Below are 15,688 nucleotides of genomic sequence, written 5' to 3' on the forward strand. Positions count from 1 at the left end.
CGGCGGCGGGCCCGGCGCGCGGTCCGGTGCGACTGGCGGGCCCGGCGCGCGGCCGTGCCCCGTTACCGGCCTCCGCCGGAGATCCGGGTGCCGTAGTCCACGACCTGGTCCTTGGGCGGGGCCTTGAGGTCCACGCTCTTGCCCCAGTCGGCGAGCCGCACCACGCCCGCGCCGCCGGCCCGCTGCAGCCGCAGCGGGTAGGGCGTGCCCTCCAGCGAGACGTCCAGGGTGCCGCCGGAGCCCGCGGCGGCGGTGAGCCGGATGGTGCGGACCCCGTCGAGGTCGTCGCGGTCACCGGCGGTCAGCTTGCCGTGCAGCCCGAGCAGACCGGCGAGCAGGGTGTCCTTGTCCGTGAAGCCGCTGAAGCGCTTGTAGACGGGGTCCTTGGCGGGCACCTTGACGTATTTGCCGCCGAGCTTGTTCGCCGCCGCCTGGTCGGGCGTGCCCGACCTGCCGCTCTTCTCACCGGCCCAGAAGGCCGCGTCCGCCTTCAGATAGAGCTCCTCGCCGACCCGCAGCAGCTGGAAGGCGGCCGCCTTCGTGGTCAGCTCGCCCTTGGCGCCGTCCTTCGCCAGGCTCATGTCGAGCTTGTAGGTGCGGCCCTGGCTGACGACATTGCCGGAGAGGTGCACCGTATCGGCGCGCTGGGCCGCGGCCTGCGCCCTGGACTCGATCTTCGCGGCCGGCAGCTTGCCCACGCCATTGGTGCCGGCGTCCGGGTCGGCCTCCTCGCCGCAGCCGGCCAGCGCCACGGTCAGTGCCGCGCAGACCGCCCCCACGAGCGCAGCCCGTCCCGTACGACGGGTTCCGGGCAGGGGTCGGGGGCCGGCCCCCGGGGGGATTGCGCTCACGTCGGCTCTGCCTCCTGATGCGGGTGACCTCGACAGCAGTACGGCAGCGTACCTGGGCAGCGCCGGGTCTTCGGCGGGTGCGTGGCGGTCACCCTACGGCCTCTTCCACCGGGGCGGCGCGGACCCGGGCGCGTTAGCCTGAACCCGGATCAATGCCTTATTTCGGGCCGAACGGGAGAAGGGCGGCGCTCTGCATGGCAGTCGTGACTCCCCGGGTCTTCGTCTCCCATCTCGCCGGCAGCGCCGTTTTCGACCCCAACGGCGACCAGGTCGGACGGCTGCGGGACCTCGTCGCGCTGCTCCGGGTCGGCGACCGCCCGCCGCGGCTGCTCGGCGTGGTCGTCGAGGTGATCAGCCGGCGCCGGATCTTCGTCCCCATGACGCGGGTGACCGGCGTGGACTCCGGCCAGATCGTGATCACCGGCGTGGTCAACATGCGGCGCTTCGAACAGCGGGCGACCGAGACGCTGGTCCTCGGCGAGCTGCTCGACCGGCGGGTGCGGCTGGTGGAGACCGGTGAGGAGGTCACCGTCCTCGACATCGGCATCACCCAGCTGCCGGCCCGCCGCGACTGGGAGATCGACAAGGTCTTCGTCCGGAAGGGGAAGGGCGGGGCGCTGCGCCGCAAGGGCGAGGCGCTGACCGTGGAGTGGTCGGCGGTGACCGGCTTCTCGCTGGAGGAGCACGGGCAGGGCGCGGAGAGCCTGCTCGCCACCTTCGAACAGCTGCGGCCCGCCGACCTGGCCGGGGTGCTGCACCACCTCTCCCCCAAGCGGCGCGCCGAGGTCGCCGCGGCGCTCGACGACGACCGGCTCGCCGACGTCCTGGAGGAGCTGCCGGAGGACGACCAGGTGGAGATCCTCGGCAAGCTGAAGGACGAGCGGGCCGCCGACGTGCTGGAGGCGATGGACCCGGACGACGCCGCCGATCTGCTCTCCGAGCTGCCGGAGGAGGAGAAGGAGCGGCTGCTGACGCTGATGCGGCCGGAGGAGGCCGCGGACGTACGGCGGCTGATGTCGTACGAGGAGCGGACCGCGGGCGGGCTGATGACCACCGAGCCGATCGTGCTGCGGCCGGACGCGACCGTCGCGGACGCGCTGGCCCGGGTCCGCGACCCGGACCTCTCCCCCGCCCTGGCCGCCCAGGTCTATGTCTGCCGGCCCCCGGACGAGACCCCCACCGGCAAGTACCTGGGCCTGGTGCACTTCCAACGGCTGCTGCGCGACCCGCCGTTCACCCTCGTCAGCTCGATCGCCGACACCGATCTGCCCGCCCTGCCGCCGGGCACCCCGCTGCCGGAGGTGACCAGCTATCTGGCCGCGTACAACATGGTCGCCGCGCCGGTCGTGGACGAGAGCGGGGCCCTTCTGGGCGCGGTCACGGTCGACGACGTGCTGGACCATCTGCTGCCGGACGACTGGCGGGAGGACGGGCTGCACGGCACCGCGGCGGCCGGTCTGACCGGCAACGGCAGCCTCGGGAAGGCCGCGCATGGGCGCTGAGGAACGGGACGGCGGCAGGGAACGGCCGCGGGCGAACGGCGCCTCCGCGCTGCGCCGGGGCGCCCCGGACCGCCCGCGGGTCCGCCTCGACCAGCCGCGGGCGCCCCGCCGTACGTTCCTGCCCGAGTACGACCCGGAGGCCTTCGGACGGCTCTCGGAGAAGATCGCCCGCTTCCTGGGGACCGGCCGCTTCATCGTCTGGATGACGGTCACCATCATTCTGTGGGTCATCTGGAACACCACCGCGCCCAGCAGCGTGCGGTTCGACGAGTACCCGTTCATCTTTCTGACGCTGGCACTGTCACTCCAGGCGTCCTACGCCGCGCCGCTGATCCTGCTGGCGCAGAACCGCCAGGACGACCGCGACCGGGTCACCCACGAGCAGGACCGCAAGCAGAACGAGCGCTCCATCGCCGACACCGAGTATCTGACCCGGGAGATCGCGGCACTGCGGCTGGGTCTCGGCGAGGTCGCCACCCGCGACTGGATCCGCTCCGAGCTCCAGGACATGCTCAGGGATCTGGAGCTGCGGCAGCCCGCTGACGCCGAGAGTGATGAACGCGACCGCTGACGGGCTTTCCGGAGGCACCCTCACGCGCCGTACCATCGGGACATGGCTACCGACACTCCCCCAGACTCCGTCCGGGTGGTACCCCCATCAGGCGCCGTTCCGAGCGAGGACGCGGTCCGCGCAGCGCTCGCGACGGTCAACGACCCCGAGATCCACCGCCCCATCACCGAGCTGGGGATGGTCAAATCGGTGGACATCGCGGCGGACGGCGCGGTGGCGGTCGTGGTCTATCTCACCGTCTCCGGCTGCCCGATGCGCGAGACGATCACGAACAGCGTGCGCGACGCCGTCGCGCAGGTCGACGGCGTCACCAGCGTCGCCGTCGAGCTCGATGTGATGAGCGACGAGCAGCGCAAGGAACTGGCGACCTCGCTGCGCGGCGGCACCGCGGAGCGTGAGGTGCCCTTCGCCCAGCCCGGTTCGCTGACCCGGGTCTACGCGGTCGCCTCCGGCAAGGGCGGCGTCGGCAAGTCGTCGGTGACGGTCAACCTCGCCGCGGCGATGGCGGCGGACGGCCTGAAGGTCGGTGTCGTGGACGCCGACATCTACGGCCACTCGGTGCCCCGGATGCTCGGTGTCGACGGCAAGCCCACTCAGGTCGAGAACATGATCATGCCGCCGTCGGCGAACGGCGTGAAGGTCATCTCGATCGGCATGTTCACCCCGGGCAACGCCCCCGTCGTCTGGCGCGGCCCGATGCTGCACCGCGCGCTGCAGCAGTTCCTCGCCGACGTCTACTGGGGCGATCTGGACGTTCTGCTGCTGGACCTGCCCCCGGGCACCGGCGATATCGCGATCTCGGTGGCGCAGCTGGTGCCGAACGCCGAGATCCTGGTGGTCACCACCCCGCAGCAGGCCGCCGCCGAGGTCGCCGAGCGGGCCGGTTCGATCGCCGTGCAGACCCACCAGAAGATCGTCGGCGTGGTCGAGAACATGTCCGGGCTGCCCTGCCCGCACTGCGACGAAATGGTCGATGTCTTCGGCACCGGCGGCGGCGAGCGGGTCGCCGAGGGCCTGACGCGGACGACGGGCACGCAGGTGCCGGTGCTCGGCGCCATCCCGATCGATGTCCGGCTGCGCGAGGGCGGCGACGAGGGCAAGCCGGTCGTGCTGACCGACCCCGACTCCCCCGCCGGCTCGGCGATCCGGTCGATCGCGGGCAAGCTGGGCGACCGGCAGCGGGGTCTGTCCGGTATGTCGCTGGGAATCACCCCGCGCAACAAGTTCTGAAGACGGCGACAGGTGCTGCGACCGCACAGGGCGCAGCACCTGGCACGCGGATGACGCGGATGACGCGGAAAGGGGCGGGCCCACACGGGGCCGCCCCTCTCGCTGTTGCACCGGGCCGTCCGGCGCCGGGCCGTCCGGCCCTCCGACAAGCCCTCGTGCGTGGCTGGTCAGCCCTCGTACGCGGACAGGTCCTTGATCACCGAGAAGCCCAGCCCGTACGCGCTCATCCCGCGCCCGTAGGCGCCGATGTGCACGTCCTCGGAACCCTCGCTCGCCGAGCCGGCCAGCACCCAGCCGTACTCGGACTCGCGGTAGGCGAAGGATGTGGGCACCCCGTCCACCGGCAGCATCAGCTCGCTCCAGCTCCCGCCGCCGAGGTCGTCGGCCAGCTCCCAGGCGAGCATCGTCTGCTGGTCCAGCCAGTCCTGGCGCAGCGTCCGGTCAATCTGGGTCGGCCAGGTCTGCGCGAGCAGCCCCGACCCGGCGAGCCAGGCGGCCGTCGAGACCGAGGTCGCCTCCAGGACGCCGGTCCCGTCACCGCTGCGCCGCACGGGGCGGCTGGCGACCGTCACCACGACCGCGAACCGCTCGTCCTGCGGCGGTTCCACCTTGATGGTGGGCTCCTCACCGTGCCCGGTGGCGCCGTGCTCGACGGTGCCGTCCGCGGCCGCGCCGACCTGCATCAGCCAGCGCGGGCCGGTGAACGCCTCGTCGAGGCCGTACCACGGGAACGCGGCCAGCAGATAGCCGTCGACCTTCCGGCCGGCGCCGGCCTCATGTCTCGCTGACGGACTGGTCGTCTCCATCTGCGCGGAGCCTCCTTGTTGCCCTGCGTCGTGGGCGGCCCGCCCCCCTCAGGCGACCGAACCCCGGACACCCGGAGCATAGCCATAGGCGTCCACGCAGACAGTCATACCGGTGTGTGTCAGGTGGCGTCGGCGTCGAACGGCGGACGCTCGTCCGGCTGAGCGGTCCTCTTGACCAGGTCGGGGCGCCCGGCTGAGGCGTCCGGGGACTCCTTGGACAGGCTCGGGCCCGAGCCGTTCGAGGGCGCGGCGGAGGAGGCGCTGTCGTGGCCGTGGACGGCGTCGGTGACCTCGGCCATCTCCTTCTTCAGGTCGAAGCCGTTACGGATCTCCTGAAGGTCCTTGAGGCCGTACTCGTCCTTCTCCAGGACGTGCTTGCGCACGAAGTTCTTGGGCTTGAGGTCCTCGAACTCGAAGTCCTTGAACTCCGGCCCCAGCTCACTGCGGATGTCTTCCTTGGCGCTGTCCGAGAACGCCCGGACCTTGCGGACGAAGGACATGACGTCCTGGATGACCTTGGGGAGCTTGTCCGGACCGAAGATGAGCACGGCAAGGATCACGAGCGCCACCAGCTCGAGGGGTCCTATGTCGAAGAACACCTTGCAGCTCCTTGGGTTATCCGCGGCCTTCGGTGGCCTAGGGGCCAGGCCGACTATCACGGTACCTGGCCCCGTACGTCGGGCGGGAGTCGCCCGTACCAACACCATGCAAACGATCAGCCCGTACTGGAGGATCCCAGGCTGAGCCGTACGGACTTCTCCTTGCCGCCCCTTTGGAGGGTCAGCACCAGCGTGTCGCCGGGTCGGTGGCTGCGGATCTTGACGATCAGCTCCTCACCGCCGTGCACCGGGGCACCGTCCACCTTGGTGATCACATCGCCGGCCTTGATCCCGGCCTTGGCGCCGGGGCCGCCCGGGGTGACCGGCTGCTTGCCGTCCTTGCTGCGCCCGCTGACCCGCGCCCCGTCGCCGGCGTACTCCATCTCCAACGTGACGCCGATCACCGGGTGTGTCGCCCGGCCGGTGTTGATCAGCTCCTCGGCCACCCGCTTGGCCTGGTTGATGGGTATGGCAAAGCCCAGCCCTATGCTGCCGCCCTGGCTGCCGCCGCCATCCAGGCCGCTGCCGTTGTCGGCCGCGCGGATGGCGCTGTTGATGCCGATCACCCGCGCCTTGGCGTCCACCAGCGGGCCGCCGGAGTTGCCCGGGTTGATGGGGGCGTCGGTCTGCAGCGCGTCCACGTACGACACATCGCTGCCGTCGCCCTTCTGGCCGCCCGCGGTGATCGGGCGCTGCTTGGCGCTGATGATCCCGGCCGTGACGGTGTTGGCGAGGTCGAACGGTGCGCCGATCGCCACCACCGGGTCGCCGACCCGCACCGAGTCGGAGTTGCCGAGCGTGAGCGGCCGCAGGCCCGCGACGCCTTCCACCTGGACGACGGCGAGGTCATAGCCGCCGTCCCGGCCGACGACCTTGGCCTTGGCCGTCTGGCCGCCGCTGAAGGTCACCGAGATCTCGCCGCCGCTGCCGGCCGGTTCGACGACATGGTTGTTGGTGAGGATGTGCCCTTGGTGGTCGAGGACGAAGCCGGTGCCCGTCCCCTGTTCGGCGCTGCCCCGTACGTGGAGCGTGACCACCCCGGGCAGCGCGGTCTGCGCGATCCCGGCGACGCTGTCGGGCTTGCGGTCCCCCTCCTCGGCCGCGGACTGCGGAAGCTTGATGTCGCTGATGCCGCCGTAGCGCTCGACATAGGCGCCGATGCCGCCGCCGACGCCGCCCGCGAGCAGGGCGAGTGCCACCGCTCCGGCCACCAGCGGCCCGCGCCGGCCGCGCCGGCCGGGCGGCGGTGCGACGGGGCCGCCCGGCAGCGGCGCGCTCCAGGGGTCGTACTGCTGCCAGGCGCCGTGGGGGGCGGGGGCGTGCCCGGGGGCGGCGGCCGGGCCGGGGGCGCCGGGCCCGGCGGTGCCCGGGGGCGGCCCGGCCGCGTAGGGCGCGGTCGCCGAGGCGGGGCGGGGGCCGCCGTCGCCGGGGTGGGGGACGAAGGCGCCGTCCGCGCCCTCCTGTGAGGTGTCGGGTCCGGCGCCCGGCCCGGCCGCGGGGTCCAGGGGGGTGCTCGGCAAGCCGGTGGGCCGGGGGGCCGCGGCCGGTCCGGGGGCGGGCTGCGGGGCGGCGGGCTTCTGGAGTCCCGGCCGGTGGGGTGCGGCCGGTTCGGTGGCGGGCCGGGGATGGGCGGTGTCGGCCGCGCCGGCCGGGTGCGGCTGATCGGCGCCCGGTGCCTGCGTCGAGCGCTCCTCGGCGGCCGTGCCGGGCGGCGCTGCGGGCGGCGGTGACTGCGGCGGGCCCGGGTAGGGCGCGGCCGGCATCGCGGGCTGCGGGGCGGCCGGGGCGCCGTACGGGGGCAGCGGTCCGGGCTGCGGCGGAAGCACCGTGCCCTGTGCGGGGGTCGCCATCGGCCGCTGTACGGGCGGCGCGGGCGCCCATGGCCCGGGGCCGCCGTAGGGCGGGGTGCCATACGGATCCTCGGCGTGCAGCGGCTGCTGCCGCCGCGGCGCCGCACCCGGAGCCTCGGCCGACGCGGGCACCACGGGCGGAACCGGAGCGGCTTCGGGTGCGGGGGCGGGCGGGGTGGCGGGTGTGGCGGTCGTGGCCGGGGTGGCGGTCGTGGCCGAGGCGTCCGGGGCGGCCGGGATGGCAGTCGGAGCCGGGGTGGCCGCCGTGACCGGGGCGGCCGGGATGGCCGAGGCGTCCGGGGCGGCCGTCGTGGCCGGGGTGGCCGGGGTGGCCGTCGTAGCCGGGGCGGCCGCCGTAGCCGGGGTGGCCGCCGTAGCCGAGGCGTCCGGGGTCTGGGCGGTCGGCGTGGCCTCGTCCCGCGTGTCACCGCGCACCTGACCGAGCGTCATGGTTGCCGGGGCCGAGCGCACACCGGCGGCCTGGCCGCTCACGGCTCCGGAGGTCTCCTGGTGTGGGACGCCCACCGCTCCGGCAGTCTCACCGCCCGGTCCGTCCACCGCTCCAGCAGTCTCACCGTGCGGTCCGCCCACCACCCCGGCAGTCTCACGGTGTGGTCCGTCCACGGCTGCGGCACCCTGCACCACCGTCAACTCATCGGCGATCCCGGTCCCTTCGGCCGCCTCGACGGACCGCTCGGGCGTCACCGAGCCGTTCCGCGGCTCCGGCGGACGCACCGTCCAGTCCTCCGGCTGCTGCCCGGAGGACGTGCCCGGCGCGTGGGACGGCCGGGCGGTCGACTCCTTCGCCAGACCGGACGCTTCGGCCATCGCGGCACCGGCCGCCCCGGACGCGTCGGCCACCGTGACACCGGCCGGCCCGGACCCGGCCGGCGAGGCCGTCGTCCCGCCCGGTGCTTCCGCCCGCTCCGGCGGACACACGAGCCAGTCCTCGGCGCTCCGCACATCGGTCGTGCCGGATCCCTCGGTGCGCGTCCCGTCCGCCGGGCTGCCGGCGGACGGCACCGTCTGCGGGCCGGCCTCGGCGGACGGTTCTGTGCCCGGGGCACCCCCCGGACGGCTCCACCACTTCAGCTTCGGCCCGGCGGCCTTACCGTCGTCCATGCTCTCCCCAGACTTCGCCCGCGTCGTGCGCGGGCCACCACCACCTCGCGGACGCGCCCGGTCAGGGGTGCGCCGCCCCACAGGGATTCAACCAGTTCCGCGTGGGGCCGCGCAGGGGACGGTCAGCGCCGGGCGGTGGCTCCGCCTTCGGCGGCGGGGCCCACTGCGGCAGCGGAGCCGATCAGCGGACGCTTGGGCTCCAGCGGTGGGAGCGCCGGCGGGTTCTTCCGCACCGGGGTGTTGCCGGTCGCGGCTGTCAGGGGCGCGAGGTGATACGCCGAGGCCGGACCGGTCGGGGCTATCAGCGGCGAGAGACCGAACCGCCCGGCCGGTGCGGACGGTGCCGATGCCGACGCATAAGGGGCGGGCGCCGTACCAGGGCCGTACAGGGCCATGGCGCTGGGGGCCGGGGCCATGGTGGGACCGCCGGACGGCTGCCGGCCGCCGGACCGGGAGTTCTCGGCGGCGAACTCCGCGCCGCGGAGCAGGGAACCGCTGTCGGCAGCCGGGGTGGCGCTGAGCGGGGTGACGGCCGTGCCGCCGCCGTCGACGCGTCCGCCGGGCAGATCGACGGCCGCTTCCAGCGGGAGGGCGCCCCCCAGCGCAAAGGCCGCGAGGGAGACCGCACCGGCCGCCGCGAAGGCAAACCGGCGCCGCTGTGCGGGGCGGTCGGTCTCGGGCACCCGGAAGCCGCGGGCGCGGGGCTGGACGGGGAGTGCCGCCATGGCATGGCCGGAGTGGTCGCCGGAGGGCATATAGCGGAACGCGCCGCCACCTCGGGTGAAGTCACCGCGCCCTCGGGCGAAGTCGCTGCGTCCGAGGCCGCCGCTGCCGAGCCGGCTGCCGGGGCCCTCGGGGTCACCGCCGGGCAGCTGCTGCAGTCGCGCCAGCAGGCCCTCGGAGGGACCGGGGGGTGCCGTCTGGGCGAATACGTTTTTCAGCCGACGCTGAGCATCGGCCTCTGCCTTGCATTTACCGCAGGTCGCAAGATGCGCGAGCACCCGCTCGCGCGCGTCATGCCCCAACTCGCCGTCGACCAGGGCCGCAAGGCGGTCGCCGAGATGTTGCTCGGCGGGGGACGGACCGCCGCTGCCGCTCACGCGATTCCGACCTCCTGAGAGGGCACCACTGCCAGCGAGCGCCGCTGCTCGCGCTCTTCGGCGCGGGTGGCCGGGGCACGGTGCTTGAGGGACTTGCGCAGATGGGAGCGGCCACGGTGGATCCGGCTGCGGACCGTGCCGAGCTTGACGCCGAGGGTCGCGGCGATCTCCTCGTAGGACAGGCCCTCGATGTCGCACAGGACGACCGCGGCACGGAACTCGGGTGCCAGGGTGTCCAGCGCCTGCTGCACATCGGCGTCGAAGTGGGTGTCGTTGAAATGCTGCTGCGGGGAGGGCTCGCGGCTCGGGAGCCGCTCGGCCGCATCGTCACCGAGCGCGTCGAAGCGAATACGCTGACGGCGCCGGACCATGTCCAGGAAGAGGTTGGTCGTGATGCGGTGCAGCCAGCCCTCGAAGGTGCCGGGGGTGTACGTCGACAGCGAACGGAAGACGCGGACGAACACCTCCTGGGTGAGGTCTTCGGCGTCGTGTTGATTGCCGGTGAGGCGGTAGGCGAGGCGGTAGACCCGTGCACTGTGGGTGCTGACGATCTCCTCCCAGCTGGGCGGAGTCCACGCCTGCGCATCCGCGTCTGCGGCAAAGGTCGCGGTGGTCGCGGAGTCGGCAGTGGGGGCCCCTCCCCTGCCCTTCGGGCCATGGGGGCGGAAACGGTCAGCAGTGTTTGTCACGGATTTCGGCTCGGCGAACGACCTTTTCAAGCGCCTCAGCACCCCTCGGTCACCCGCCGCAGCCGCACCTCCCCTGGTGGCTCTGGTGGTGTCCAGTAGAGCCCCTACCATATCCACCTCGCCCGTTAGCTCCGGATAAGCAGTTTTGACCTGCATTTGGTCCTGCTTCTCGTCGTGGTTCGCGTCTCGCACGGTCTTCACCGGTGCATCCCCCCGTCCTCCCGCTACCCCTTCATAACGCCCGGTCCCATCTGCGGGTTCCCGCACGCAGCGGATACAGTCACGGTTGCGTCAACTACGGGGACAGGAGAGGGCCATTACCGGCAACCGGCAGACGAGCTTGGCATTCGCCGAGGCGTACGGCGCCGGGACCATCGACGACAGCGCCGAGGCCGCCCTGCACTGGTCCCGCGACCGCGCACGGGAAGCCGGCATCCGCACGGTGACCACCGGCACCGGCGCGGCCCTCCGTCTGCTCGCCGCCGCCGTGGACGCCAAGGCGGTCGCCGAGATCGGCACCGGCACCGGCGTGTCGGGCATTTATCTCCTGCACGGCATGCGGCCCGACGGGGTGCTGACCACCGTGGACCTCGAACCCGAGCGGCAGACGTTCGCCAAGCAGGCGTTCCGCGCCGCGGGCTTCGCCGGCAACCGCGCCCGCTTCATCCCCGGCCGCGCCCTGGACGTACTGCCCCGGCTCGCGGACGGCGGATACGACCTCGTGTACTGCGACGGCGACCTGATGGAGTACTTGGAGTACCTCGCTGAATCGTTGCGGCTGCTGCGCCCCGGCGGCCTGGTGTGCTTCGAGGGCGTCTTCGCGGACGGCCGTACGGTCGATTCGGCGGTGCAGCCCGCTGAGGTGCTGCGGCTGCGGGAACTGCTGCGGGCCGTAAGAGAGAGCACGACACTCGTGCCGTCCCTGTTGCCGGTCGGTGACGGACTGCTCTGCGCGGTCAAGCGCGGTTGACCCACCCCGGCACCGGCGTACGAAACGGCCCCGGCACGCGGCGCGCTTTTACTGCGCGCCACGTGCCGGGGCCGGGGTTATTCGGCTGGGGATACCGGGGCACAGCCCCGGGAAACCGCCGGTTGCGCCGCCCTTGTCAGACGGTGACCTTGTCCAGGGCCTCACCCAGGGCCTTGGCTTCGTCGGGGGTCAGCTCGACGACGAGCCGCCCGCCGCCTTCGAGCGGAACACGCATGACGATGCCCCGCCCCTCCTTGGTCACCTCGAGCGGGCCGTCGCCCGTCCGCGGCTTCATGGCCGCCATGCTCGTTCCCCTTCCTGAAACCAGCTCATCTCAGCCGACGGCCCGAATAGGCACGTGTCACCGGCATCGAACACATTGCTTCCAGGCCATTATCCCGCATCGAACGACCCGATGACCAACATCGGGCTGCATCCCTTCGGCAACGCGCTCCCTCAAACCCCCTCAATTCGGAGAGCCGGCTGCAATACTTCGCCACCCGCCGACCCCCGGCGCGCCCGCAATCTTTGATGTACGTCACATGCCGATGCCCGATGATCTCCGGCATCCTGAGCGCTGACTGCCGCTGCCGAGCAGTCCGAGCCGCGACGGAGGGGACTCCCACTATGGCCGACACCGTGCTCTATGACGTGACCGACGGACTTGCGACGATCACGCTCAACCGCCCCGATGCGATGAATGCGCTGAACATGGAGGCGAAGGTCCAGCTGCGGGACACCCTCAAGGAGGCCGCCGCCGATCCCGCCGTGCGCGCCGTTCTGCTGACCGCCACCGGGCGCGCCTTCTGCGTCGGGCAGGACCTCAAGGAGCACATCGGCCTGCTGGCCGAGGACCGGGCCACCGGCTCCGGGAACACCATGAACACCGTGCGTGAGCACTACAACCCCATCGTGACGGCGCTGACCGAGATGCCCAAGCCCGTGGTGGCGGGCGTGAACGGGGTGGCCGCGGGCGCCGGCGCGGGCTTCGCGATGGCCGCCGACTACCGCGTGGTCGCCGACTCCGCCTCCTTCAACACCTCCTTCGCGGGCGTCGCGCTGACCGCCGACTCCGGGATGTCGTGGACCCTGCCGCGGCTGATCGGCCAGAGCAGGGCCGCCGATCTGCTGCTCTTCCCGCGCAACATCAGCGCCCAGGAGGCCTACGACCTGGGTATCGCCAACAAGGTCGTGCCCGCCGAGGAGCTGGCCGAGACGGCCGCGGCCGTCGCCCGCCGGCTGGCCCAGGGCCCGACCGCCGCGTATGCCGCGATCAAGGAGTCGCTGGCCTACGGGGCGGGGCACTCGCTCGTCGAGACCCTCGGCAAGGAGGACGAACTGCAGGGCCGGGCCGGGGCGTCGGAGGACCACACGATCGCGGTCGAGGCGTTCGTGAAGAAGGAGAAGCCGGTCTTCCTGGGACGCTGACCGCCCCTGGCCGGCCCCGCCGGCCGGCCCGGGTCAGCCAGCCGCCGCTTCCACTGCCGCCCGGACGTGGCACTCCGCCAGATGGTCGTTGACCAGGCCGCACGCCTGCATCATCGCGTAGGCGGTGGTCGGGCCGACGAAGCGGAAGCCGCGCTTCTTGAGGTCCTTGGCGAGCGCCGTCGACTCCGGGGTCGTCGGCTGGAGATCGCCGACGGTGCGCGGCACCGGCCGGCCCGCCCGGTCGGGGGCGTAGGACCAGATCAGGTCGTCGAGCTCGCCGGGGGCCAGCTCGGCGGCGACCTTGGCGTTGTTGATCGTCGCGGCGATCTTGGCGCGGTTGCGGATGATGCCGGTGTCGGTGAGCAGCCGCTCCGCGTCCGCGTCCGTGAACCGCGCCACCTTCGGGATCCGGAAGCCGGCGAACGCGGCGCGGAAGCCGGTGCGGCGGCGCAGGATCGTGATCCAGGAGAGCCCGGACTGGAACGCCTCCAGGCTCATCCGCTCGAAGAGGGCGTCGTCGCCGTGGACCGGCAGGCCCCATTCGGTGTCGTGGTAGGCGCGGTAGTCGGCCATCTGCGCCGACTCCATCCCCCACGGGCAGCGCGGGACGCCGTCCGGTTCCCTCACCACACCGCTCATGCCCGCTCCTCGCCTTCCGGGGCCCTGCCGGGGGCCTCGGGCGCGTCGGCGGATTCCCGGCTGCCGGGCTCGGGGACGGGCCCCGCCTCCGGCACCGGCCCGAGCACGGGCGGACCGTCCTGTATCAGCCCCGGGCCGCCCATGGCGGAGGCATGCGCACCGGCCAGCGCGGACTCCAGCTCGGCGATCCGGGCGTCCCGCTCGGCGAGTTCGGCGCCGAGGCGGTCCAGGACGTCGTCGACGTCGGTCATGTGATAGCCACGAACGGTCACCGGGAGGCGGACGGCGTCCACGTCGGCGCGGGTCACGGGGCGGTCCTCCGGCAGCGGGTCGTGCAGGCGGTCCGGCTCGGAATCCCGCAGCCCCCCACCGTCACCGCCGCCGACAACCACGAGCGTGACCGCGGCCACCACCACGACCATCGCGATCAGCAAGAACCAGAACACGACCAACTCCCCGGACTATGTGCCTGCACTGATCGTGCCATGCGGGTGTGACAGTTAGGGTCGCTCCCGGACCACGGAGAGGGAGTCAGGGAATGCTGCGGCTGGGGAATCGCGAGTTCGGCGCGCACGATCCGGTGATCATGGCGATCGTCAACAGGACGCCGGACTCGTTCTACGACCAGGGCGCCACGTTCCGTGACGAACCCGCCCTCGCCCGGGTGGAACAGGCGGTGGCCGACGGTGCCGCGATCATCGACATCGGCGGCGTCAAGGCCGGTCCCGGCGAGGAGGTGAGCGCCGAGGAGGAGGCCCGCCGCACGGTCGGGTTCGTCGCCGAGGTCCGCAAGCGCTTCCCCGATGTGGTGATCAGCGTCGACACCTGGCGGCACGAGGTCGGCGAGGCGGTGTGCGAGGCCGGCGCGGATCTGCTCAACGACGCCTGGGGCGGCGTCGATCCACGGCTCGCGGAGGTCGCCGCGCGCCATGACGTGGGCCTGGTGTGCACCCATGCGGGCGGCGCCGAGCCGCGTACCCGGCCGCACCGGGTGACGTACGACGACGTCATGGACGACATCCTGCGGGTGACGCTCGGACTGGCGGAGCGGGCCGTGGAGTTGGGCGTCCGGCGGGAGGCGATCATGATCGATCCGGGGCACGACTTCGGGAAGAACACCCGGCACAGCCTGGAGGCGACCCGCCGGCTGGGCGAGATGGCCCAGGCCGTTCCCCGAGCTCTCGGCTTCGCCGGAGCAGGGGATACCCCGTTTCCGGTGCTGGTCTCGCTCTCCAACAAGGACTTCGTCGGCGAGACGCTCGACAAACCGGTCAAGGAACGGGTGCTCGGCACCCTGGCGACCACCGCCGTCTCGGCCTGGCTGGGCGCCCAGGTCTACCGCGTCCACGAGGTCGCCGAGACCCGGCAGGTGCTGGACATGGTGGCCTCGATCGCCGGCCACCGGCCCCCGGCGGTCGCCCGCCGGGGACTGGCCTGAAAACACCGGGCCCAGGGGGTGCCTCCCCTAGATCCCGGCCTCCCCAGATCCCGGCCTCCTCAGATCCCGACCTCTTTGGTCACCAGCGCGATGGCCTCGTCCACGTCGTCGCTGAGGTGGAAGAGCTCCAGATCGTGCATCGACGCCTTGCCCTGGGCGATGAGAGTGTCGCGCAGCCAGTCGACCAGTCCGCTCCAGTAGGCCGTCCCGAACAGCACGATCGGGAAGCGGGTGACCTTACGGGTCTGGACGAGGGTGAGCGCCTCGAAGAGCTCGTCGAGGGTGCCGAGGCCGCCGGGGAGCACCACGAACCCCCGGGCGTACTTCACGAAGCACGTCTTGCGGACGAAGAAGTACCGGAAGTCGACGCCGAGGTTCACATAGTCGTTCATACCCTGCTCGAAGGGCAGCTCGATGCCCAGCCCCACGGAGGTGCCGCCGGCCTCGTTGGCGCCCTTGTTGACGGCCTCCATGGCGCCGGGACCGCCACCGGTGATCACCGCGAACCCGGCGTCGACCAGGGCCCGCCCGATCCGTACGCCGGCGTCGTACTCCTTGGAGTCACGCGGTGTACGGGCCGAGCCGAAGACGCTGACGGCCGGGCCCAGCTCGGCCAGCGCGCCGAAGCCCTCGACGAACTCCGACTGGATGCGCATCACGCGCCAGGGATCGGTGTGCACCCACTCGGAGGGGCCTTCGGAGTCCAGCAGCCGCTGGTCCGTGGTGCCGGTCTGCACCTGCTCCTGGCGGCGCAGTACGGGACCCAGCCGCTGCTCCTCCGGGACCGGTGCGCCCTCGGGACTGGCCATGTCGTGCTCCCTCCGCTGGCAGATCGTTTGCCGTTTCAGCGTAGATCCGCTGACGTGAAGAGCAGGGGAATTCGACGGGGAGGC

16 protein-coding genes are annotated in these 15,688 nt (G+C 72.5%); 6 read left to right on the plus strand and 10 right to left on the minus strand.

The genetic code is table 11. The features are described 5' to 3' along the window. Nucleotides 1–62 precede the first annotated feature (62 nt). Complete coding sequence (locus AB0C46_RS21465) at nucleotides 63–779, minus strand: hypothetical protein (RefSeq protein WP_362829705.1); 717 nt, start codon at nucleotides 777–779, stop codon at nucleotides 63–65. A 266-nt stretch (nucleotides 780–1,045) separates the two neighbouring features. On the opposite strand from AB0C46_RS21465, the gene AB0C46_RS21470 reads away from it, so the two are divergent. The 3 genes from AB0C46_RS21470 to AB0C46_RS21480 are packed head-to-tail and all read left to right on the plus strand — an operon-like array spanning nucleotide 1,046 to nucleotide 4,154. Continuing rightward, nucleotides 1,046–2,353 (plus strand): CBS domain-containing protein, encoded by a 1,308-nt coding sequence (locus AB0C46_RS21470; RefSeq protein WP_362829547.1) that lies wholly within the window; start codon nucleotides 1,046–1,048, stop codon nucleotides 2,351–2,353. After that, nucleotides 2,343–2,924, plus strand: coding sequence for a DUF1003 domain-containing protein (locus AB0C46_RS21475; protein ID WP_362829548.1), 582 nt, complete (start codon nucleotides 2,343–2,345; stop codon nucleotides 2,922–2,924). Before AB0C46_RS21470 ends, AB0C46_RS21475 begins: the two co-directional genes overlap by 11 nt. 42 nt (nucleotides 2,925–2,966) lie before the next feature. Next, on the plus strand, nucleotides 2,967–4,154 hold the full coding sequence (locus AB0C46_RS21480) for a P-loop NTPase (RefSeq protein WP_362829549.1): 1,188 nt from the start codon (nucleotides 2,967–2,969) through the stop codon (nucleotides 4,152–4,154). Between the two features lie 167 nt (nucleotides 4,155–4,321). Here the strand turns inward: AB0C46_RS21480 and AB0C46_RS21485 are convergent, their stop codons facing one another. The 5 genes from AB0C46_RS21485 to sigE all read right to left on the minus strand — a co-directional run bounded on the left by AB0C46_RS21485 (nucleotide 4,322) and on the right by sigE (nucleotide 10,320). After that, nucleotides 4,322–4,960, minus strand: a complete 639-nt coding sequence (locus tag AB0C46_RS21485) for a hypothetical protein (protein WP_362829550.1) — start codon at nucleotides 4,958–4,960, stop codon at nucleotides 4,322–4,324. A gap of 119 nt (nucleotides 4,961–5,079) precedes the next feature. Next, nucleotides 5,080–5,559: a sec-independent translocase gene (locus AB0C46_RS21490; RefSeq protein ID WP_362829552.1), complete on the minus strand. Its 480-nt coding sequence runs from the start codon at nucleotides 5,557–5,559 to the stop codon at nucleotides 5,080–5,082. A gap of 116 nt (nucleotides 5,560–5,675) precedes the next feature. Next, complete coding sequence (locus tag AB0C46_RS21495; protein ID WP_362829706.1) at nucleotides 5,676–7,409, minus strand: trypsin-like peptidase domain-containing protein; 1,734 nt, start codon at nucleotides 7,407–7,409, stop codon at nucleotides 5,676–5,678. Nucleotides 7,410–8,653: 1,244 nt separating this feature from the next. Beyond that, entirely contained in the window at nucleotides 8,654–9,631 is a 978-nt protein-coding gene (locus AB0C46_RS21500) for a zf-HC2 domain-containing protein (protein ID WP_362829554.1), read from the minus strand. Continuing rightward, a complete protein-coding gene (gene sigE, locus AB0C46_RS21505; protein WP_266439337.1) occupies nucleotides 9,628–10,320 on the minus strand; it encodes an RNA polymerase sigma factor SigE in 693 nt (230 codons plus the stop codon). The genes AB0C46_RS21500 and sigE overlap by 4 nt, the downstream gene beginning before the upstream one ends. Before the next feature lie 286 nt (nucleotides 10,321–10,606). Between sigE and AB0C46_RS21510 the strand changes: the two genes are divergently transcribed. Continuing rightward, nucleotides 10,607–11,290 carry an O-methyltransferase gene (locus tag AB0C46_RS21510; protein WP_362829556.1) on the plus strand — a complete coding sequence of 228 codons (684 nt, stop codon included), beginning with the start codon at nucleotides 10,607–10,609 and terminating at the stop codon, nucleotides 11,288–11,290. A gap of 136 nt (nucleotides 11,291–11,426) precedes the next feature. Here the strand turns inward: AB0C46_RS21510 and AB0C46_RS21515 are convergent, their stop codons facing one another. Continuing rightward, entirely contained in the window at nucleotides 11,427–11,594 is a 168-nt protein-coding gene (locus AB0C46_RS21515; RefSeq protein WP_006603288.1) for a DUF3117 domain-containing protein, read from the minus strand. Between the two features lie 323 nt (nucleotides 11,595–11,917). On the opposite strand from AB0C46_RS21515, the gene AB0C46_RS21520 reads away from it, so the two are divergent. Beyond that, the gene (locus AB0C46_RS21520; RefSeq protein WP_362829557.1) at nucleotides 11,918–12,718 is read left to right on the plus strand and encodes an enoyl-CoA hydratase-related protein; all 801 of its coding nucleotides are present in this window, start codon (nucleotides 11,918–11,920) and stop codon (nucleotides 12,716–12,718) included. A 33-nt stretch (nucleotides 12,719–12,751) separates the two neighbouring features. Here AB0C46_RS21520 and AB0C46_RS21525 read toward each other — a convergent pair whose 3' ends face one another. Further along, a complete protein-coding gene (locus AB0C46_RS21525; protein ID WP_362829558.1) occupies nucleotides 12,752–13,357 on the minus strand; it encodes a DNA-3-methyladenine glycosylase I in 606 nt (201 codons plus the stop codon). After that, the gene (locus AB0C46_RS21530) at nucleotides 13,354–13,803 is read right to left on the minus strand and encodes a DivIVA domain-containing protein (RefSeq protein ID WP_362829559.1); all 450 of its coding nucleotides are present in this window, start codon (nucleotides 13,801–13,803) and stop codon (nucleotides 13,354–13,356) included. The genes AB0C46_RS21525 and AB0C46_RS21530 overlap by 4 nt, the downstream gene beginning before the upstream one ends. Nucleotides 13,804–13,895: 92 nt before the next feature. Between AB0C46_RS21530 and folP the strand changes: the two genes are divergently transcribed. Next, nucleotides 13,896–14,795: a dihydropteroate synthase gene (gene folP / locus AB0C46_RS21535; protein ID WP_362829561.1), complete on the plus strand. Its 900-nt coding sequence runs from the start codon at nucleotides 13,896–13,898 to the stop codon at nucleotides 14,793–14,795. A gap of 59 nt (nucleotides 14,796–14,854) precedes the next feature. On the opposite strand, the gene AB0C46_RS21540 is transcribed toward folP, so the two are convergent. After that, a complete protein-coding gene (locus AB0C46_RS21540) occupies nucleotides 14,855–15,604 on the minus strand; it encodes a TIGR00730 family Rossman fold protein (protein WP_362829562.1) in 750 nt (249 codons plus the stop codon). Nucleotides 15,605–15,688 lie beyond the last annotated feature (84 nt).

It is taken from the genome of Streptomyces sp. NPDC048637, assembly GCF_040650675.1.
Taxonomy (GTDB): domain Bacteria; phylum Actinomycetota; class Actinomycetes; order Streptomycetales; family Streptomycetaceae; genus Streptomyces.